The 19,401-nt window shown below is 66.2% G+C and carries 18 protein-coding genes and 2 pseudogenes; 11 read left to right on the top strand and 9 right to left on the bottom strand.

Going from position 1 to position 19,401, the window contains the following annotated elements:
- The first annotated feature begins 31 nt into the window (after positions 1-31).
- From M1B34_RS01955 to M1B34_RS01970, 4 genes and pseudogenes are all read left to right on the top strand, one after another.
- Entirely contained in the window at positions 32-562 is a 531-nt protein-coding gene (locus M1B34_RS01955) for a sigma-70 family RNA polymerase sigma factor (RefSeq protein WP_268264315.1), read from the top strand.
- Positions 559-1,491: a FecR family protein gene (locus tag M1B34_RS01960; RefSeq protein ID WP_268264316.1), complete on the top strand. Its 933-nt coding sequence runs from the start codon at positions 559-561 to the stop codon at positions 1,489-1,491. The genes M1B34_RS01955 and M1B34_RS01960 overlap by 4 nt, the downstream gene beginning before the upstream one ends.
- Before the next feature lie 81 nt (positions 1,492-1,572).
- Positions 1,573-1,842, top strand: a pseudogene (locus M1B34_RS01965) (STN domain-containing protein); the annotation flags it as partial.
- 215 nt (positions 1,843-2,057) lie between these two features.
- Positions 2,058-3,971: a TonB-dependent siderophore receptor gene (locus M1B34_RS01970; RefSeq protein WP_268264317.1), complete on the top strand. Its 1,914-nt coding sequence runs from the start codon at positions 2,058-2,060 to the stop codon at positions 3,969-3,971.
- A gap of 42 nt (positions 3,972-4,013) precedes the next feature.
- Here the strand turns inward: M1B34_RS01970 and M1B34_RS01975 are convergent, their stop codons facing one another.
- Positions 4,014-5,063, bottom strand: coding sequence for an AraC-like ligand-binding domain-containing protein (locus M1B34_RS01975; protein WP_268264318.1), 1,050 nt, complete (start codon positions 5,061-5,063; stop codon positions 4,014-4,016).
- 363 nt (positions 5,064-5,426) lie between these two features.
- On the opposite strand from M1B34_RS01975, the gene nthA reads away from it, so the two are divergent.
- Both nthA and M1B34_RS01985 read left to right on the top strand, forming a co-directional pair.
- Positions 5,427-6,035 (top strand): nitrile hydratase subunit alpha, encoded by a 609-nt coding sequence (nthA, locus tag M1B34_RS01980; protein ID WP_268264319.1) that lies wholly within the window; start codon positions 5,427-5,429, stop codon positions 6,033-6,035.
- A 42-nt stretch (positions 6,036-6,077) separates the two neighbouring features.
- Positions 6,078-6,709 (top strand): annotated as a pseudogene (locus tag M1B34_RS01985) (SH3-like domain-containing protein).
- On the opposite strand, the gene M1B34_RS33940 reads toward M1B34_RS01985, so the two are convergent.
- Entirely contained in the window at positions 6,624-7,091 is a 468-nt protein-coding gene (locus M1B34_RS33940; protein ID WP_425273485.1) for an AraC-like ligand-binding domain-containing protein, read from the bottom strand. The pseudogene M1B34_RS01985 and the gene M1B34_RS33940 sit on opposite strands and share 86 nt — an antisense overlap.
- A gap of 176 nt (positions 7,092-7,267) precedes the next feature.
- Here M1B34_RS33940 and M1B34_RS01995 point away from each other — a divergent pair, with 176 nt between their 5' ends.
- The 5 genes from M1B34_RS01995 (at position 7,268) to M1B34_RS02015 (ending at position 12,783) form a co-directional block, all read left to right on the top strand.
- Positions 7,268-8,746 (top strand): benzaldehyde dehydrogenase, encoded by a 1,479-nt coding sequence (locus M1B34_RS01995; protein WP_268264321.1) that lies wholly within the window; start codon positions 7,268-7,270, stop codon positions 8,744-8,746.
- Between the two features lie 19 nt (positions 8,747-8,765).
- A complete protein-coding gene (locus tag M1B34_RS02000) occupies positions 8,766-9,890 on the top strand; it encodes an NAD(P)-dependent alcohol dehydrogenase (RefSeq protein ID WP_123333062.1) in 1,125 nt (374 codons plus the stop codon).
- Between the two features lie 101 nt (positions 9,891-9,991).
- The gene (locus tag M1B34_RS02005; protein WP_268264322.1) at positions 9,992-10,420 is read left to right on the top strand and encodes a hypothetical protein; all 429 of its coding nucleotides are present in this window, start codon (positions 9,992-9,994) and stop codon (positions 10,418-10,420) included.
- Positions 10,363-10,881, top strand: coding sequence for a transporter (locus M1B34_RS02010; RefSeq protein WP_268264374.1), 519 nt, complete (start codon positions 10,363-10,365; stop codon positions 10,879-10,881). The genes M1B34_RS02005 and M1B34_RS02010 overlap by 58 nt, the downstream gene beginning before the upstream one ends.
- Positions 10,882-10,974: 93 nt before the next feature.
- Complete coding sequence (locus tag M1B34_RS02015) at positions 10,975-12,783, top strand: sigma-54-dependent Fis family transcriptional regulator (RefSeq protein WP_268264323.1); 1,809 nt, start codon at positions 10,975-10,977, stop codon at positions 12,781-12,783.
- Between the two features lie 31 nt (positions 12,784-12,814).
- Here the strand turns inward: M1B34_RS02015 and M1B34_RS02020 are convergent, their stop codons facing one another.
- The 7 genes from M1B34_RS02020 to M1B34_RS02050 form a co-directional block, all read right to left on the bottom strand.
- Positions 12,815-14,047 (bottom strand): Zn-dependent hydrolase, encoded by a 1,233-nt coding sequence (locus M1B34_RS02020; protein ID WP_268264324.1) that lies wholly within the window; start codon positions 14,045-14,047, stop codon positions 12,815-12,817.
- Entirely contained in the window at positions 14,044-14,535 is a 492-nt protein-coding gene (locus tag M1B34_RS02025) for an L-2-amino-thiazoline-4-carboxylic acid hydrolase (protein ID WP_268261532.1), read from the bottom strand. The genes M1B34_RS02020 and M1B34_RS02025 overlap by 4 nt, the downstream gene beginning before the upstream one ends.
- Positions 14,536-14,612: 77 nt before the next feature.
- Positions 14,613-15,782, bottom strand: coding sequence for a branched-chain amino acid ABC transporter substrate-binding protein (locus M1B34_RS02030; RefSeq protein WP_268264325.1), 1,170 nt, complete (start codon positions 15,780-15,782; stop codon positions 14,613-14,615).
- A gap of 90 nt (positions 15,783-15,872) precedes the next feature.
- The gene (locus M1B34_RS02035; RefSeq protein ID WP_268264326.1) at positions 15,873-16,589 is read right to left on the bottom strand and encodes an ABC transporter ATP-binding protein; all 717 of its coding nucleotides are present in this window, start codon (positions 16,587-16,589) and stop codon (positions 15,873-15,875) included.
- Positions 16,582-17,355: an ABC transporter ATP-binding protein gene (locus tag M1B34_RS02040; RefSeq protein ID WP_268264327.1), complete on the bottom strand. Its 774-nt coding sequence runs from the start codon at positions 17,353-17,355 to the stop codon at positions 16,582-16,584. Before M1B34_RS02040 ends, M1B34_RS02035 begins: the two co-directional genes overlap by 8 nt.
- A complete protein-coding gene (locus M1B34_RS02045; RefSeq protein WP_268264328.1) occupies positions 17,352-18,455 on the bottom strand; it encodes a branched-chain amino acid ABC transporter permease in 1,104 nt (367 codons plus the stop codon). Before M1B34_RS02045 ends, M1B34_RS02040 begins: the two co-directional genes overlap by 4 nt.
- On the bottom strand, positions 18,452-19,399 hold the full coding sequence (locus tag M1B34_RS02050) for a branched-chain amino acid ABC transporter permease (protein WP_123333045.1): 948 nt from the start codon (positions 19,397-19,399) through the stop codon (positions 18,452-18,454). Before M1B34_RS02050 ends, M1B34_RS02045 begins: the two co-directional genes overlap by 4 nt.
- Positions 19,400-19,401: the final 2 nt, after the last annotated feature.

Genomic DNA, 19,401 nt, shown 5'->3' on the forward strand with positions numbered 1-19,401 from the left:
TTGATAATAATTTTCATTGCCTTTTATTCCCATGCCCTCCTCCCTTCTCGACCCCCAGTGTCTGCGTGCCCGTAATCAGGTGTTGCAGCAACTGTTCGGCGCCCACCACGGCTGGCTGCGCGAGCGTTTGCAGGCGCGCTTGGGCTGCCGGCATGACGCCGCGGACATGGCCGCCGAAACCTTTGCCCAAGTGGTCGCCCTGCCCGACCCCCAAGGCATCCGCGAGCCCCGGGCGCTGCTCACCACCATTGCCAAGCGGCTGATCTTCGCCAGTTGGCGGCGCCGCGACCTGGAGCGCGCCTACCTGGAAGCCTTGGCGCTGCAACCCCTGGACTACGAACCCTCCGCCGAAGAGCAGGCCCAGGCGCTGGACGCCCTGCTGACCCTGGACCGGATACTTGACGGCCTGTCGCCCATGGGCCGCAGCGCTTTCCTCTATAGCCAGCTCGATGGCCTGACGTACGCCGAGATCGGCCGGCGCCTGGGGATCTCCGCGCCGCGGGTGCACCAGTACGTGGTCAAGGCCTTGGGCCTGTGCTACCTGGCGCTGGAACGTCCATGAACGCCAATCGCTTGCCCGCGCCGGTGGAACAAGCCGTGGAATGGATGGCCTTGCAGCGCTCGGGCAGCATGAGTGATGCCGATCGCCAGCGTTTCAGCCTGTGGCTGCACGCCAGCCCGGACAACCAGCAGGCCTGGGCCCGCCTGGAACAACGCCTCGGCCAAGCCTTTGAAGCGCTGCCAGCGGTGTCGCGGCAGGTGCTGAGCCGCCCGGGCCATAGCCGTCGTCACCTGCTGCGCGGCGCCCTGGGCCTGGCCGGTGTCGGCTTGAGCATTGGGTGGCTGCAGGGCCAGGGTTGGCTGTCGCTGATGGGCAATGACCTGAGCACCGGCGTGGCCCAGCGCAAGCCGTTCACCCTTGAAGACGGCAGCCGCGTGCTGCTCAACGCGCAAAGCCGGGTTGACCTGGCCTTCGATGGGCAACAACGGACCCTGATCCTGCGCGAAGGCGCGCTGAATATTCAGGTGGCCCACGACCCGACGCGGCCCCTGGTGGTGCGTACTGCGTTTGGCGAGGCCCGGGCCCTGGGCACCCGCTTCAGCGTCAGCCTGGGATCCAGCGAGGCCCGACTGTGGGTGCAGGAATCCCAGGTTCAACTCAGCGTTCCCGGGCAGGCCCCGCACACCTTCGGCGCGGGCCAGGGCGCAGCCTTTGATGGCCGGCGCATCGACCGCCTGCCGGCGAGCCAGGCCAGTGCCTGGGAAAGCGGGCAGCTGGTGGTTCACGATCAGCCCCTGGGCGAGGTCATCGACGCGCTGCGGCCCTATCGCCGTGGCGTCCTGCGGGTCAATGGGGAGGCCTCCAGGCTGCGGGTGTCCGGGGTCTTTCCCCTGGATGACAGCGCCCAGGCCCTGCGTTCACTGCAGGAAGTGCTGCCGATCCAGGTCGAACAACACCTGGGCTGGTGGACCCAAATCAGCCTGCGCTGATTATTTTTTTATCGGCCCCTTAATATTTGCCGTGCTTGCGTCACATAGCTGGCATCGACCCTCCTCACGGGAAACGTTGCCATGCACCGCCCACTTCGCTTCGCCCTGACGCCCCTGGCGTTTGTCCTGCCCCTGATCGCACTGCCAAGCCTGGCCGACCCCAGTGCCCCGGCGGATGCCCGGCAACAGGTGGTGGATTTCGATCTGCCCGCCGGCCCCCTGGAACAGACCCTGACCGCCATCGCCCGCCTCAGTGGCCGCGGCATCGCCTTCAATGCCGGCCTGACCCGCGACCTCCAGGCCCCTGCCCTGCGCGGCCGCTACAGTGCCGAGCAAGCCTTGCACCAGGTGCTGCAAGGCTCGCCGTTGCAACCCAGCGTCACCGCCAGCGGCACCCTGAGTGTCGAGCCGCGCAGCGACGGCACCTTGCAGCTGTCGACCACCGCCATCACCGGCCAGGCCTACAGCCAGGACGCCTGGGGCCCGGCCCACAGCCGCGTGGCCCAACGCAGCGCCAGTGCCAGCAAGACCGACACCGCTATCACGAAATCCCCCAGGCGATTTCCGTGGTCACCCGTGAAGAGTTCGAAGCCCGCCAGCACGACAGCCTGGCCGACGTGCTCAACTACACCGCCGGGGTGGTCAGCCAGCCCAACGGCTACAGCCGGGTGGCCGACGACTACCGTTTGCGCGGCTTCGATATCGGCCCTCGCACCGGTGGCGTGCTGCGTGACGGCATGAAAATGCAAAGCACCCAGTTCGAAGGCGGCCAGGAGCCCTATGGCCTGGAGCGGGTCGAGGTACTCAAGGGCGCGTCCTCGGTGTTGTACGGGCAGTTGGCCCCCGGCGGCCTGATCAATACTGTGAGCAAGCGCCCGACCCTGGAACCGCTGCATCAGGTCAACCTGGAGTACGGCAATTACCAACGTCGGCAATTCTCCACCGACCACAGCGGCGCCCTGGATGACGAGGGGCGTTTCAGCTACCGCCTGACCGCCCTGTGGCGTGACAGCGGCACCCAGTTCGACGCCATCGACGATGACAAGCAGTACATCGCCCCGGCCCTGACCTGGCAGATTGACGACGACACCCGACTGACCCTGCTGGCCAGCCATCAGCGCACCCAGACCACCCTGACCCCGCCGATTCGCTATGACCTGACCACCTACAGCGCCAGCCCTGGCTACAAGGTGCCGTACGGCCTGTTCCCCGGCGAGCCGGACTACGATGACTACGACGGCACCCTGCAAACCTTCGGCTACCTGCTGGAGCGGCGCCTGAGTGACCAGCTGCAACTGCGCCACGCCGCGCGTTATTTCGAATCCCGCGCCGATTACGACTACATCACCCTCAATAGCAGCCGGGTCACCGGGGCCAATCTGAACAACCTGACCCGTGCCTACAACTCCCGGGAAGACGTGGCCACCGGTTGGACCACTGACAGCAGCTTGCAATGGGACCTGGAGGCCGGGCGCTGGCAGCACACCCTGCTCGGCGGCGTGGATTACTACCGCAAGACCTACGACAGCCACCGTTTCAGTGGCAATGCGCCGACCCTGGACCTGGCCAACCCGGTGTACGGCAACCTGCCCCAGGTCAACCGCAGCATCGACCGTGGCTCGGACCTGCACAGCCACCAGTTGGGCCTGTACCTGCAAGAACAGGCCAAGTTCGATGAGCATTGGGTGGCCGTGCTCGGCCTGCGCCACGACTGGGCCAACAACAGCATCCTGACCTACCGCGACGAGTCGCGCACCGGCACCCGCGACAGCAAGAGCACCGGGCGTGTCGGCCTGGTGTACCTGGCCGACAACGGCCTGGCGCCGTACATCAGCTACAGCCAGTCATTCCTGCCCGCCGCCGGAACCGGCGCCGATGGCCAGGCGTTCCAGCCCACTGAAGGCGAGCAGTATGAAATCGGCCTGCGCTACCAGCCTCCGGGTCGCGACATCATGCTCAGCGCCGCGCTCTATCAGCTCACCCAGAGCAACGTGCTGAGTTCGGTGCCCGGCTCCGACTTCGACGAGCAGACCGGCAAGGAGCGCAGCACCGGTTTTGAACTCGAAGCCAAGGCCCAACTGACCCCGCTGCTGGCGATGAGTGCCTCCTATGCCTACACCGACGCCCATGTAATTGCCGACAACGACAAACAGCTGGAAGGCTCGCGCATCGAAGGCACGCCGTACCACAGCGCGTCCCTGTGGCTGGATTACCGCCTGGCAGCGCTGGGCTTGCACAAGGTCACGGTGGGCAGCGGCGTGCGTTACAACGGCACCACCCACACTTTGCCGAGCATCAGCGACCGCAAGATCCCGGCCTATGCGCTGTTCGATGCACGCATCACCTACGAGCTGGATGAGCACTGGCAGCTCAGCGCCCGGGCGCAGAACCTGACCAACGAGCGCTACCTCTACTGCGCCAATTCCTGCCGTTACGGTGATGAACGCAACCTGGTGGGGTCGGTGAGCTACAACTGGTGAGGCACCGCTTTGGGCCGCCGCGATGGCGGCCCAAGGTCGGGGTCAACCCGGCGTTTGCTCCTCGCGCCAGGCCCGGGGCGAGCGGCCATAGCACTCGCGGAAAGCCCGGCTGAAGTGCGACAGGTCATTGAAGCCCCAGCGAAAGGCAATATCGGAAATACGCAACCGGCCCTGGGCCGGGTTCAGCAGGTCGGCGCTGCACCGCTCCAGGCGTCGGCGCAGGATGTAACGCATCAAGGATGAATCCTCCTGCTCGAACAGCTTGTTGATGTAACGCGCCGACAGCCCCGTGGCCACGGCCACTGCTTGGGTGCCCAGGGCCGGATCGCTCAGGTGGTCGTTCACAAACACCTTGACCCGCATCAGGGTCAGGGCCCGACCGCGAGAATGTTCCGGGTCCAGAGGCTGCACGTTGCCCAGCGCCAGGGCGATCAGGCTGGTGGCCGACTCTGAAAGCGTGAGCATTTCGGTCGGCGTGAACTGGCTGATCTGCGAGGTCAGGCCCTCCAGGAACATCCGCATCACCCGACCCACCGGCGTATCGGTGGAGACCCGGGTGGCGGTGCGCCGCTCCATGCCCACCACCCTTTGATCGAGGCTGCTGCGGGGCACGCTGACGATGATCTGCCGCCAGTCCGTGGGGAACGTCAGGTGATGGGGCCGGGTGGCGTCATAGATGGCGAACTCCCCCGGGCCGATCACCGTGCGGTTGCCGTCCTGCTCCAGGCACTCGCTGCCTTCAAGCATCAGCACGGCAAAGTATTTGTCTTCTTCCCGGTCCCTGGGTTGCAGGTGCCGGCGGTTGACGGCCTGGGCCGCCGCGCTGACGTCGCTGACCCGGAGCAATTCGCACTTCTGCGAGCGCACCTTGCCGAAGAACTCAGGGTTTGGGATCGCCCCGATCTCGACATCGGCAAACAGCCGCAGAATCATTTCCCGCCAATAGTCCACTCGGTCGCTGGCTAAATGGCTGGCTGTGGCCACGTCGATGCTTTCGCTGGCCCAATCGGTTGCCGGCAAGCGCTGCCCGGCGGTGAAATTCCCCAGGTTGGCCAGGCCTTGCTGAACCCCTTCTTCGACTTGAATCGCCATGCCCTGACCTCTGATCACACGCGCTGTTCTTATGGGGATGCACAGACTTACGCCAGGCACCCGCAAACGCGGTACAGGGTCTTCCTTGGTGATTGCACATCCGGATGCGGCTTGCAGGGGCGAACAACAGGGCTGTTGGGCGCAAGACAGCGGGCGTGATCCCACGCCCCGTTGTCCTTATTACCTCAAGGGCTGGGTCGATTGCCAGAGGCCTGGACGAAAGGGCCGCCTGGGCCAAGTTTTTGTTCCGCCACAGCCAAGCACGCCAGCGCCTCTTCGCGGCATCCTTCAGCCAGCGCCAGACGCGGGCCGAGCCCGACGCCTGCCTGCCAGCACCCGGTCATTGCCCAGAGGAACGCCCCCATGAACCATCACCCGAACAACCCCATGGCTTCGGCTGCGGCCCGGGCCTTTGCCCTGAACCAGGCCCTGGAAGAACAAGGCCTGGTGCCCGAAGGCTACGTGCAGCACTTCACCGAGGTCATGGAAAACGACTTCGACCCGGCCAATGGCGCGCGGGTGGTGGCACGGGCCTGGGTCGATCCGGAATACCGCGCACTGTTGTTGCGCGACGGCACGGCGGCCTGCGACCTGTTCGGCTATACCGGGGTCCAGGGCGAGTACATCGTGGCACTGGAAAACACCCCGACCCTGCAAAACGTCATCGTCTGCACCCTGTGTTCCTGCACCGCCTGGCCGGTGCTCGGCCTGCCGCCCGACTGGTACAAGAGCTTCGAATACCGCGCCCGGGTGGTCCGCGAGTCGCGTACGGTCCTGCGGGAAATGGGCCTCGATCTGCCTCTGCAAGTGGAAATCCGCGTCTGGGATACGAGTGCAGAAACCCGCTACATGGTCCTGCCCTGCCGGCCCGACGGCACCGAAGGCTGGAGTGAGGCTCAACTGGCGGCCCTGGTGACCAAGGACGTGCTGATCGGCATTGCCCGGCCCCAAGTGGCCAGCACGCCGCGCTGAGCGGCCCGCAGGCATTCCCCCTTTTCCAGCGAGAACCGAACAATGGACGGCATACATGATTTGGGCGGGCTGCAAGGTTTCGGCCCGATGCAACACCAGGCCAACAGCCTGAGCTACACCCGGGTGTTCCATGAAGACTGGGAACACCTGGGCTACAGCCTGTTGTTTCTCGGCGCCGCGGAACTGGGGCTGTTCAACGTCGATGAATTGCGCCATGCCATCGAGCGCATGGAGCCCCGGCATTACCTGACCTCCAGCTACTACGAGCGCATCGTGCTGGGGGTCGCCAGCCTGTTCGTGGAAAAAGGCGCCCTGAGCCAGGAGCGCCTGGCGCAGCTGGCCGGGGGCGCCTATCCCCTGGCCTTGCCCCTGGGCCCGGGTCGGGCGCCCAGGCGCCGGCCCAGCCCTTCGAGGTCGGGCAACAGGTGCGGGTGCGCGATGAATGGGTCAACGGCCATATCCGCGCCCCCGGCTACGTGCGCGGCAAACAGGGTCGGGTGCTGCACCGCACCACCCACCAATGGCCGTTCCCCGACGCGGTCGGCCACGGCCAGCCCAGTGCCAGCGAACCCACCTACCACGTGCAATTCACCACCGAGGAGCTGTGGGGCGACGCCGCCGACGCGGGCACGGTGGTGGTGGACTTGTTTGGTGGCTACCTGGTTCCGGCTTGAAGCTGTTCTGTTGCGGGCGGCCCCGGACGCCGCCGGAGAGCAGGTGCGCATCGCCTGTGCCGGCGGCGCCCGGGTGTTCGCCCTTTTTTCGTGTGGCGCTGATTTGCGGGGCGAACAACAGCGGTTCGTGCAGGGGCTGGAGCAGCATGTCTTCAAGCACCGCAGCCATGGCACGGGCCTTGATCGCCACCTGGATTTTCCGGCAATTGCCGTCGATCGCCAGGGCCTGGCGTTCCTGGGGCGAGACAATCAGGGAGCTGGCGGAATCGGACAGCAGGCACCCGCTAGCGGTCTGTAATGCCTGCCGGCCCTTCAGAGGCAGGCTGATGCTGTAGCTGTGTAGGGTGCAGGGCGCAGGATTCGATGTGCAGCCACTGAACAGTGTTCACCGCACAAACGTTCAGAAACTGCACAGTCGCCCTCGCCCTTGCGACCATCCCCCAGCAAATACGCGGTTTGCAGCCTGTCGCAAAGCTGGCACGTCCCCTGCTATGTCCTGTCTATCGATGCCGCGTGCGGCCCCCGACACACAAGACCAAGAACACAGGGAGACACCCGATGACTCGCGACACCTTGCCTGCCCCCTTCCTGCCCACCGAGTTGTGGAGCGAACGCCTGTTCACCGGCACCTGGGACACCGGCGCAGCCGCCGTGTCCGCGGTGCTGGAGCCGGCCACCGGCAATCTGCTGGGCCATGTGGCCAATGCCGATGCGGCCCAGGTGGCGGCTGCGACGCAACGCGCTGCGGCGGCCCAACGCGCCTGGTATCAACAGCCCTACGATGAGCGCGCGGCGATCTTCCGCAACGCCGCCCAGATCGCCACCCAGCACTTCGACACCCTGGTGGACTGGCTGGTGCGGGAAAGCGGTTCCACCCGGCCCAAGGCCGCTTTTGAAGTCAGCCTGAGCATCAAGTCGCTGCACGAAAGTGCCGGCCTGCCGTCGCGCAGCCAGGGCGAAGTGCTGCCCTCGGTGCCTGGGCGCCTGAGCTTGGCGCGGCGCCGTCCGCTGGGGGTGGTGGGGGTCATTTCGCCGTTCAACTTCCCGCTGTACCTGGCAATGCGCGCCGTGGCCCCGGCCCTGGCCACGGGCAACGCGGTGGTGCTCAAGCCCGATCCGCGCACCGCGGTTTGCGGCGGACTGGTGCTGGCTCGGCTGTTTGAGCTGGCCGGGCTGCCGGCCGGTGTGTTCCAGGTGTTGCCCGGTGGCGCCGAAGCCGGGGCGGCCCTGACCAGCGACCCCCATGTGGCGATGATCCAGTTCACCGGCTCCACCGGTGCCGGGCGCAAAGTCGGTGAAGCCGCCGGGCGTCACTTGAAAAAAGTCTCCCTGGAGCTGGGCGGCAAGAACTCGCTGATCATCCTCGATGACGCCGACCTCGACTTGGCCCTGGCCAACGCCACCTGGGGTGTGTACCTGCACCAGGGGCAAATCTGCATGTCCACCGGGCGCCTGCTGGTGCAACGCGGGATCTATGAACGCTTTCTTGAGCGCCTGGTGACCAAGGCCCGCAGCCTGACGGTAGGTGACCCGGCCCAGGGCGAGGTGCACCTGGGTCCGCTGATCAACGCCGCCCAGCGCGACCACGCTTATCAGGCCGTGCAGGCCGCACAACAGGCCGGGGCCACCCTGGAAACCGGCGGCGGCTACGAGGGGCTGTTCTTCCAGCCCACGGTGCTCAGCGGCGTGACGCGGGACAACCCGGCCTTCGACGAAGAAATCTTCGGCCCGGTGGCGGTGGTCATCCCCTTCGACAGCGACGCCGACGCCGTGGCCCTGGCCAATGCCACCGATTACGGCTTGTCCGCAGCGGTGCTGTCGAAAGACGTCGGTCGGGCCCTGAAGCTTGGCGAACAACTGCGGGTCGGCCTGTTGCACATCAACGACCAGACGGTCAACGACGAGGTCATCAACCCGTTCGGCGGCGTCGGCGCCTCGGGCAATGGCACCAGCATCGGCGGCCCCGCCAACTGGGAAGAATTCACGCAATGGCAATGGCTCTCCGTCAAAGGTGAAGCCCCGGCCTACCCCCTGTAAAACCTGGAGAACAATAATAATGAGCAGCCCTGTCTACCGTCCTATCACTGCCGCCGTTACCCGTGGCAAAGGCGCGCCCTTCGTGCTCGAAGCCGCGCAGATCCGCAACCCCCGTGGCGATGAAGTGCTGGTGCGGATCGTCGCCACCGGCATGTGCCACACCGACATGATTGTTCGCGACCAGTACTACCCGGTGCCGCTGCCTGCGGTGCTGGGCCATGAAGGCGCCGGCGTAGTGGAAGCCGTCGGCCCGCTGGTCAAGGGCCTGCAAGTGGGCGATCACGTGGTCATGAGCTACGGCTACTGCGGCCATTGCCTGTCGTGCGGCAGCGGCCACACCGCCTATTGCCAGGAATTCTTCGGGCGCAATTTCAGTGGCGCCGACCCCCAGGGTGAAAACGCCCTGCAAGACAGTGCCGGGGAACGTCTGCACGACCACTTTTTCGCCCAGTCATCGTTCGCCACCCTGGCCCTGAGCCGGGAGAACAACGCGGTCAAAGTCAGCCGCGACGCGCCCCTGGAACTGCTCGGCCCGCTGGGCTGCGGAATCCAGACCGGCGCCGGGGCGGTGATCAACTCGCTCAAGGTCACCCCCGGCAGCAGCTTCGCCGCCTTTGGTGGCGGCGCGGTGGGCCTGAGTGCGGTGCTCGCGGCGCGGGTCGCCGGGGCCAGCATCATCATTGCCGTGGACGTGGTGCCGTCGCGCCTGCAGTTGGCCAGCGAGCTGGGGGCCACCCACGTGATCAACAGCCGCGACAGCGACCCGGTGGCGGCGATCCGCGAGATCACCGGCGGCGGGGTCAACTTCGCCTTGGAGTCCACTGGCCGTCCGGCGGTGCTGCGCCAGGCCGTGGACGCCCTGGGCAGCCGCGGCGCCCTGGGGGTGGTGGGTGCGCCGGCCCTGGGCACTACGGCCGAGTTCGACGTCAATGACCTGCTGCTGGGGGGCAAGAGCATCCGCGGCATCGTCGAAGGCGACAGCGTGCCGCAGAAGTTCATCCCGGAGCTGGTGGAGCTTTACCTGCAAGGGCGCTTCCCCTTCGACAAGCTGGTGAAGTTCTACAGCTTCGACCAGATCAACCAGGCCGCCGAAGACAGTGAAAAAGGCCTGACCCTCAAACCCATCATCCGCATCAACGGCTGAATGATCGCGCCGGAGCGCCCTGCGCTCCGGCCCTGACACCGAGGCCCATCACCAACAACCCCATCACAGCCCCCATAACAACAAGAAACAGGAATGCCCCCGTGCCGAATCTTTCCCGCAATGCCCTGGGCCTGCTAGCGCTCGCCCTGAGTTCGACCCCCGCCCTGGCGGTGGATGTGAATGCCGGTGACTACACCGCCCTGCCCGCCGGCACCAACGTCGCGGCCTGGTACCAGCAATACGGCCGCGCCGAGCGCTTCAACGCCGACGGCGGCCCCGACAGCACCCACGCCACCGGCCTTAAATCCAACATCAGCATCCTGCGCTTGATCCACTTCATGGAGATCGGCGGCATGACCGTCGACCCGCAGATCCTCCTGCCCTTCGGCCATATTTACGACGCGCGCATTGCCGGCCAGTCCCTGGGCAGTGCCAGCGGTATGGCGACCCGATCCTCGGCGCCACCTTCTGGCTGGTCAATCAACCGGCCGCCGGGGCCAGCGGGCGTTACCTGGGCATCACCCCGCTGATCTACCTGCCTTGGGGCCGCTACGACCGCAACGACGGGTTGAACCTGGGCGAAAACCGCTTCAAGGGCGACCTGCAACTGGGCTGGGTCGAGCCGCTGTGGGGCAAGTTCTCCATGGAGCTCTACGCCGACGCGGTGTTCTATGGGCGCAACAATGATGCCGGCGCCGCCAGCCAGACCCTCAAGCAAGACACCACCTACCAGTTGCAGGGCAACCTGCGCTACGACTTCAACCCGGCCCAACGCCTGGCCCTGGGCTACAGCACCAGCACAGGCGGCAAGCAGTACGTGGACGGTGATTACAACGGCCAGAAAACCGAGGTGCAGCAAGTGCGGGCTGAGTTCCAGCAGATGGTCGGCAGCCGGGTCCAGCTCAGCGCCCAGCTGACCCAAGACGTCAAGGTGGTGGGCGGCTTCCAGGAAGACCTGGGGGTCAACCTGCGGGCACTGCTGTTGTTCTGATGGCGTGGGCCTGATCTTGACGCGCGCCGGTCGAGGTATAGATCAGTGGGTGCCGCCCCCCGGCGGCCCCTCTCACAATAAAAAGGTCTCTCCATGGATGCCCACGCCCTGCAGGCCCAGCAGCGCCTGGTGATCGCCCGCCAGCGTTTCGTCGAAGGCGGTGCCTTGCCGGCCGACCTGCTGCCCAGCAGCGTCGCACAATCCTGGGTTCGCTCCCGGGCCGCAGGCCTGTTGCCCGACCAGTCCTGGCGCCCGCGCCAGGACGTCGGCCTGCTGCCCCTGGATGAACAGGACCAACGGTTGGCCGCCTGCGTCAGGCCGGAAATCGACCGCCTGTGGCAACAGATCGGCGGCGCCTCCTGGACGATTTTCTGCGTCAACCCCCAGGGCATGATCGTTCATGCCCGCCAGGCTCGGAACCTGCACGGGCCGCTGCAGCCGTTGCAGGCCGGGCGGCGGATTCAGGAGGCCGATATCGGCACCACTGCGCCCAGCTGCACCTTGGCCGAAGGCGTGCCGATGGTGCTGATCGGCAACCAGCATTACCTCAGCGATTTCGCCCAGTTTTTCTGCGTCAGCGTGCCGATCCGCGGCCTGCACGGTGAAGTCATCGGCGCCCTGGACATCACCGGCATCGGCGACCGTCAGGCCGGGGCCGTGCTGGAGCAACTGAGCCACGCGGCCATGGCGGCGGAAAACCGTCTGTTCAACAGCCTGGGCGATTGCCGCGTGCTGTCCCTGCAACACGACCCGCGCCTGCTCGGCACGCCCTTGCAAGGTCTGCTCGCGGTGGACAGCAGCGGGCGCATCCAGAATGCCAATCGGGCCGCCCAGCGCCTGCTCGGGCTGGAGCACTATCGGCCCTTGGGCCAGCGCCTGGACCACCTGTTTGAAGAAAGCAGCCAGTTGGACCTGCACCGTGCCCCGCAACAATTGACCCTCAGCGACGGCTCCCGGCTCTACGCCCAGGTGCTGGAGCAACGCCGCGACAGCCCGCCACTGGCGTTCCCGGTAGCGTCCACCTCGGCCCTGGGTGCCGACCCGCAGCTCAACCAGCAGTTGCAGCAGGCCCACAAAGCCTTCGCTGCCGGAGTGCCGATTCTGCTGCAAGGCGACACCGGCACCGGCAAAGAGGTGTTTGCCCGAGCCCTGCACGAACACTGGAACCCCCAGGCGCCCTTTGTCGCCATCAATTGCGCGGCCATCCCCGAAAGCCTGATCGAGGCCGAGTTGTTCGGTTATGAGGAAGGCACCTTTACCGGCGCCCGCAAAGGTGGGGCCCTGGGCCAACTGGAAGCCGCCCACGGCGGCACTCTATTGCTGGACGAGATCGGCGACATGCCGGCCGCCCTGCAAACCCGCCTGCTGCGGGTGCTGCAAGAGCGCGAGATCACCCGCCTCGGCAGCAGCACCCGGCGCCCGTTACAGGTACGGCTGATCAGCGCCACCCATTGCGACCTGCAGCAACGCATGCAGCAACAGAGCTTTCGCGAAGACCTGTATTACCGCCTCAACGGCCTATGCGTCCGCTTGCCCAGCCTGGCCCAGCGCCAAGACCTGGCCCCCCTGATCGAACGCCTGCGCCTGCGCTACGGTGCCCCGCCCCTGGACGCCCAGGCCTTGCAGGTGCTGCTGCGCCAACCCTGGCCGGGCAACATCCGCCAACTGGAGCAAACCCTGCGCCTGGCCGCCGCCCTGGCGGGCGATGAGGCGCTGATTCGTGTCGAGCATTTGCCGGCGGCCATGGGCGCCGACCTTGAGTCGCCCGCACCCGGCGAGCTGCACCACAGCGTACGCCGCACCGTCGCGGCCGCGCTGGCGGCCAACGGCGGCAACATCACCGCCACCGCCAGCCAACTGGGGATTTCCCGCACCACGCTGTACAAGAAACTGCGCGGCTGAGGCGGCCGCCGGGCCTGCAACCGCTGGCTGGCTACTGCGCCTTGGCCAGCATGGCGTGCAGCAGCACATTCGCCCCGGCCTCGGACCAATGGGGGTGAATGTGCTCGGCTTCGTTGTGGCTCAGGCCATCGACGCAGGGCACAAAAATCATCGCCGTCGGCGCCACCCGGTTCAGGTAGCAGGCGTCATGCCCGGCGCCGGAGATCATCGGTCGATGGCTATAGCCCAGGGCTTCGCTGGCCGCCCGCACCACCTCGACACAGTCCCTATCAAAGGCAATCGGCGCGTACTGGAAGATCTGCTGCACGCTGTGCTGCAAGCCGATCTGCCCGGCGATGGCGGCCACGGCCTCGCGCAACTGCTGGTCTTGAAGGGCCAGCACGGCTTCGTCCGGGTGACGGAATTCCACGCTGAAAAACACCCGCCCCGGCACCACATTGCGCGAGTTGGGGTGGATCTGCGCCATGCCCACCGTGGCCCGGCCTTCGGCGCCCTGCTCCAGCCCCAATCGATTGACCGCCTCCACCACCCGGGCAAACCCCAGCAAGGCGTCCAGGCGATGGTCCATGGGCGTGGTGCCGGCATGGGCGCTGCGCCCGTTCAGTTCCACTTCATACCAGCGCTGGCCCTGGGCGCCGCTGACCACGCCAATGGTCAAGCCCTGGGCTTCCAGAATCGGCCCCTGCTCGATGTGCAGCTCAAAGGCCGCATGCAGCGCCTGGCCACCTACCGCTTCGGGGCCGGCATAGCCGATCTGTTCCAGGGCCTGGCCGATGCTCACGCCCTCGGCATCGCTGCGCGACAGCCCGTAGGCCAGGTCGAAGACCCCGGCGTACACCCCGGAGGCGATCATCGCCGGAGCGAAGCGCGAACCTTCTTCGTTGGTCCAGTTGACCACTTCGATCGGCCGTTCGGTGACGATCTGCAAATCGTTCAGGGTGCGAATCACTTCCAGGCCGGCGAGTACCCCGTAGATGCCGTCGAACTTGCCACCCGCCGGCTGCGAATCACCGTGGGAACCCGTGAGCACCGGCGCCAGGTGTTCCTGGCGCCCGGCACGGCGGGCAAAGATATTGCCCATGGCATCGACCCGCACCGTGCAGCCCGCGGCTTCGGCCCAGGCTACAAACAGGTCGCGACCACGCCGGTCCTCTTCCGTCAGGGCCAGCCGCGAAACGCCGCCCTTGGCCGTGGCGCCGATCTGCGCCATCTCCATCAGCGAGGCCCACAGGCGCTCGCCATTGACCCGCATCAGGGCGCTCATGAACGCGGTTCCTGGGGCTTGGCCCGGTAGCGGAAATCGCAGCGCGGCGCACCGCCCATGATGGTCTGGGTGCGGGTCAGCTGGATGTCCGGGTTGTAGCCGACGATGAATAGCTCGTCGCGGTTGCACGACAGCAGATGGCCGATCTCGCCCAGGCCCATCTCGTGGTACATCTCGGCGTAGCGGCAACGCTTGACGTCGTAGTCATAGTGCTCGGCGTCGCTGGCGATGATTTCCACCTTCAGCGCGTCGTCCGCTTCCCAGAGCACTTGCAGCTCGACAAAACTCTTGAGGTCGGCGCCCTGCTCTTCAAGGCTGGCGAAATGCTTGCCGGCCTGGATCGCGGCGTTGCCCACGGCCTCGCCAATCACCGCTGCGGCGTGGGCCTGGCCGTGTTCGCGCACCAGGATGTCGTAAATCGGTTTGATGATTTCGGCCTCGATGCGCCGCCGGGCGAGGATGCCCAGTTCACCTTGCAACTTGCTCATTGTGTGCCTCCATCAGCTCCACGGAACCGGACGGATCTGCGCCCGCCCGGTGGGTTGTTTCAGTGACGCGTGCTGGCTTATTGCGCCGCGCCGCCCTCCACGCTGACCGGCTGCCATTGGTTGGCCTTGACCTGGTACACGGTGAACGACGGGTTCTTCAGGTTGCCCTGGGCGTCGAAGGCGATGGTGCCGGTGACGCCCGGGTAGTTGATGGCGCGCAGCACCGGCAGGTACTGGCGCGGGTCGGTGGAATCGGCTTTTTCAATGGCCGCGATCAGCACCCCGACGCCGTCATAGGCAAACGGCGCGTGCAGTTCAATGGAGGTCTTGAAGCGCTGCTGATAGGCCTGCTCGAAGGCTTTGCCACCCGGCATCTGCGCCACGGCCAGGCCCGGCTCCAGGGCGATCACCCCTTCGCCATCGTTCTTCACCAATTGCAGGAACGTCTGGCTGACAAAACCGCCGGCGCCCATCAGCGGGGCCTTGATGCCCAACTGCTTGATGCGGCGGGCCAATGGCGCGGCCTGGGAATCGACGCCGCCAAAGAAGATCAGGTCCGGGTTCTGGCTGCGGATATTGGTCAACACCGCGCTGAAGTCGATGGTCTTGTCGTCCACGTATTCGCGCGCCACCACCTGGGCGCCACCGGCTTCGATGGCTTTGGCGAACTGGTCGGCCAGGCCCTGGCCAAAGGCGGTGCGGTCGTCGATCACGGCGATGCGCTTGGCCTTGAGGGTCTGCAAGGCGTAGCGGCCGGCGACCTGACCTCCGTCATCGTCGTGGCCCATGATCCGGAAGCTGGTGTCGAAACCTTGCTGGGTGTACGCGTGGCCGGTGGCCACCGGCGCCACCTGGGCAATGCCAGCGTCGTGGTAGACCCGGGCGGCGGGAATGCTGGTGCCGGTGTTCCAGTGGCCGACCACGCCCACCACTTCGGCGTCCACCAGGCGCTGGGCCACGGCCACCGCGGTGCGCGGGTCGGACTGGTCGTCTTCGGAGAGCAGCTTGTAGGTCACCGCTTCGCCATGGATTTTCGGCTGGCGGGCGTTGGCCTGGTCGATGGCCAGTTGTGCGCCGTTTTCCAGGTCTTTGCCGATCCGTGCCGAGGGCCCGGTCAAGGGGCCGGCCAGGCCGATCAATACGGTCTGGTCGGCCTGGGCCAGGGCACTGGCCAGGCTGCTCAGGGCCAGGCCGAACAAGGCGGCGCGTTTGAATGGAGCGGATTGTTTAGGGGCTGAAGCGTTCATGGGTCTTTCCTTAACAGGCAGGCCTCACATGACCTGCACGGGCTTGTCGGAACACGCCGGGCGTCCGGTAGCGTCGGTCGGTGATGCAATTCATTCGCCGAGGTAGGCGGCGCGCACCTCGGGGTCGTCGAGCAAATCCTGGGAAGCGCCACTCAGGCTGATGCGGCCGGTGTCCATCACATAGGCGCGGTCGGTGACCTGCAGGGCCAGGCGGGCGTTCTGCTCCACCAGCAGCAGGGTCATGCCCTGGCGGCAGACGTCATCGATCACCTGGAACAGCGTCTCCACCATGATCGGCGCCAGGCCCATGGACGGCTCGTCCAGCACCAGCAGGCGCGGCCGCGACAACAGTGCCCGGGCCAGGGCGAGCATTTGCTGCTCGCCACCGGACAGCAGCCCCGCCGATTGCTGCAAGCGCTCTTCCAGGCGCGGGAAGTGTTCGAACAGTTGGCGGATCTCCGCCTGCACCTGGGCCTTGTCGCGGCGCAGGTAGGCCCCGGCCTGGAGGTTCTCCAGCACGCTCATGCGGGCAAAGATGCCGCGGCCTTCCGGGACCATGGCGATCCCGGCACGCAACAGGTCATGGGGCGCCTGGCCAAGGATCGAGCGCCCGGCGAAACGGATCTGCCCCGCAGCCGCCGGCAACAAGCCGGTCAAGGCCTTGAGGCTGGAGCTCTTGCCGGCACCATTGGCACCGATCAGGGTCACCCGCTCGCCCTCGGCAATGTGCAGGCCCACGGACTTGACCGCCTCGATGGCGCCGTATCGCACCTTGAGGCCTTCGATATGCAGCAGTGGCTCAGGCATTGGCGCTGGCTCCCAGGTAGGCGCGGATCACCGCCGGATCGCGACGCACCTCGGCCGGCGCGCCCACGGCAATTACCTGGCCGTAATCCAGCACGCTGATGCGGTCACACACGCCCATCACCAGCTTCACGTCGTGTTCGATCAGCAACAAGGTGTGGCCGTCGCCACGGATCTTTTCCAGCAGGCCGCGCAGCTGCACTTTTTCACTGGCATTCATGCCAGCCGCGGGTTCGTCCAGGGCCAGCAGGCGCGGCTGGGTGGCCAGGGCACGGGCAATTTCCAGGCGCCGCTGGTGGCCGTAGGACAGAGAGTCGGCGCGGTAATCCGCGAACTCGGTTAAGCCCACATAGGCCAGCAACTGCTGAGCCTGCTCGCGGGTACGGGCCTCCTCCTCCCGGGCCCGACGATGCCGGCTCAGGGCCGCCCACAGGCCGTTGCGGGTGCGCACATGGCGCCCGACCATGACGTTTTCCAGGGCGCTCATGGCGTTGAACAGGCGAATGTTCTGGAAGGTCCGGGCAATACCGGCCTGGGCCACCTGATGCACGGCGGTGGGACGATAGTCCTCGCCGTCGAGTTGGAAGCGCCCGGAATCCGGGGTGTAGAGTCCGGTCATGACGTTAAAGAAGGTGGTTTTGCCGGCACCGTTGGGGCCGATCAGCCCATAGATTTCCCCCGGCTGGATGCGCAGGCTGACATCCGTCAGCGCAGCGACCCCGCCGAAGCGTTTGTGCACCCGGTCGATTTGCAGCAACGGCAGGCTCATCGCAGGCCTCCAGTACGGGCCGGCCATAGCCCAGCCGGGCGATAGAGCATGGCCAGGATCAGTGCCAGGCCATAGAAGAGTTGGCGGATCACTTCCGGGTCCAGCAGCACCTGGCCAAACAGCGCCTGTTGCAGCGGGCCCATGCTGGCGCGCAGGGCTTCGGGCAAGGCCGCCAGCAGCACACAGCCGAGGATCACCCCGGGGATGTGCCCCATGCCGCCCAGCACCACCATGGCCAGCACGGCAATGGATTCGTTGAGGGTGAAGGACTCCGGCGAGACAAAGCCCTGGAACGAGGCGAACAAGGCGCCGCTGATGCCGCCAAACGCCGCGCCGATGGCAAAGGCCAGCAACTTCAGGCGCCGGGTGTTGAGGCCCATGGCCTGGGCCGCCTCCTCGTCTTCACGCACCGCCATCCAGGCGCGGCCAATGCGTGAGTCCTGCAGGCGCATGCAGGCCAGGAGAATCAACAGCACCAAGGCGGCGAACAGGTAGTAGTACAGGTAGACCGAGGGCAGGCGCAGACCAAACAACTCTTGGGTACGCCCCAGGTTGACGCCCAGCAACTGCACGGGATCGACCTGGGCGATGCCTTTGGCGCCGTTGGTCAGGTTGACCGGACGGTCGAGGTTGCGCAGCAGGATGCGGATGATCTCGCCAAAGCCCAGGGTCACGATGGCCAGGTAATCGCCCCGCAAGCGCAGGGTCGGGGCCCCCAGCAGCACGCCAAAACCGGCCGCCAGCAGCGCCGCCAGGGGCAGGATCAGCCAGAGCGAGGTGTGCAACCCGTCCGGCAGCCAGGACACCAGGGCCGGGAATTGCGTCAGCAGATGGGGCGACGACAACAACGCCGCCAGGTAGGCGCCCACCGCATAGAAGGCGATAAACCCCATGTCCAGCAGCCCGGCGTAGCCCACCACGATGTTCAGCCCCAGGGCCAGCATGATGTAGAGCAAGGCGAAATCCAGGGTGCGGACCCAGGTGTTGCCACCGGCATGGCCGACGATCCACGGCGCCAGGACCAGCGCCAGGGTGAACAGCAGCAGGCCGAAATGGGCGCGCTGGCGGGAAGGTGCGCTGATTGCGCTGGAAATACTCATGCCCGGGTCGCCAGTCGTTCGCCAAGAATCCCCGAAGGACGCAACACCAGCACCGCGATCAACACGATAAAGGCGAACACATCCTGATAATTGCTGCCGAACACTCCGCCTGTGGCGGCGCCCAGGTAGCCGGTGCCCAGGGCTTCAATCAGCCCCAGCAGCAGGCCGCCGAGCATGGCGCCCTTGAGGTTGCCGATGCCGCCCAGCACCGCAGCGGTGAAGGCTTTGATCCCCGGCAGGAAACCCATGTAGAAGTGCGCGCTGCCGTAGTTGCTGGCCATCATGATTCCGGCCAGGGCGGCCAAGGCACCGCCGATGGCGAAGGTGATAACGATGACGCGGTTGGGGTTGATGCCCATCAGGCTGGCCACTTGCGGGTTTTCCGCCACGGCGCGCATGGCCCGGCCAAAACGCGTGCGCTCCACCAGCAGCACCAGGGCCAGCATCACCGCCAGGGCCACACCGATGGAGGTCAAGGCCGTGGCGTGGGTAATGGCCGCATGGCCGTCGCCGCTGGGCAGCACTTCGATCGGGTCCAGGGGCAGCAACTGGGGAAACATTTGCGGGTTGCGGCTCCAGATCAGCATGGCGATGGTCTGCAACAGCAGGGACACGCCGATGCCGCTGATCAGTGGTGCCAGGCGCGGCGCCTGGCGCAGGCGGCGATAGGCCACGCGCTCGATCAGCATGGCCAGCGCCGCGCACAGGGCCATGGCGATCAAGGTAGCGAGCAGCAACACCGCCATCTCGGGTAATTGGGGAAAGGCCACCTGCAACAGGCGAATCGCCGACAGCCCCACCAGGGCGCCGACCATCAACACATCGCCGTGGGCGAAATTGATGATCCGCAAAATGCCGTAGACCATGGTGTAACCCAAGGCCACCAAGGCGTAGAGACTGCCCGACATCAAGCCGTTGAGCAGTTGCTGGATAAACACATCCATGG

Source organism: Pseudomonas morbosilactucae (genome assembly GCF_023241715.1).
GTDB classification, from domain to species: Bacteria; Pseudomonadota; Gammaproteobacteria; order Pseudomonadales; family Pseudomonadaceae; genus Aquipseudomonas; species Aquipseudomonas morbosilactucae.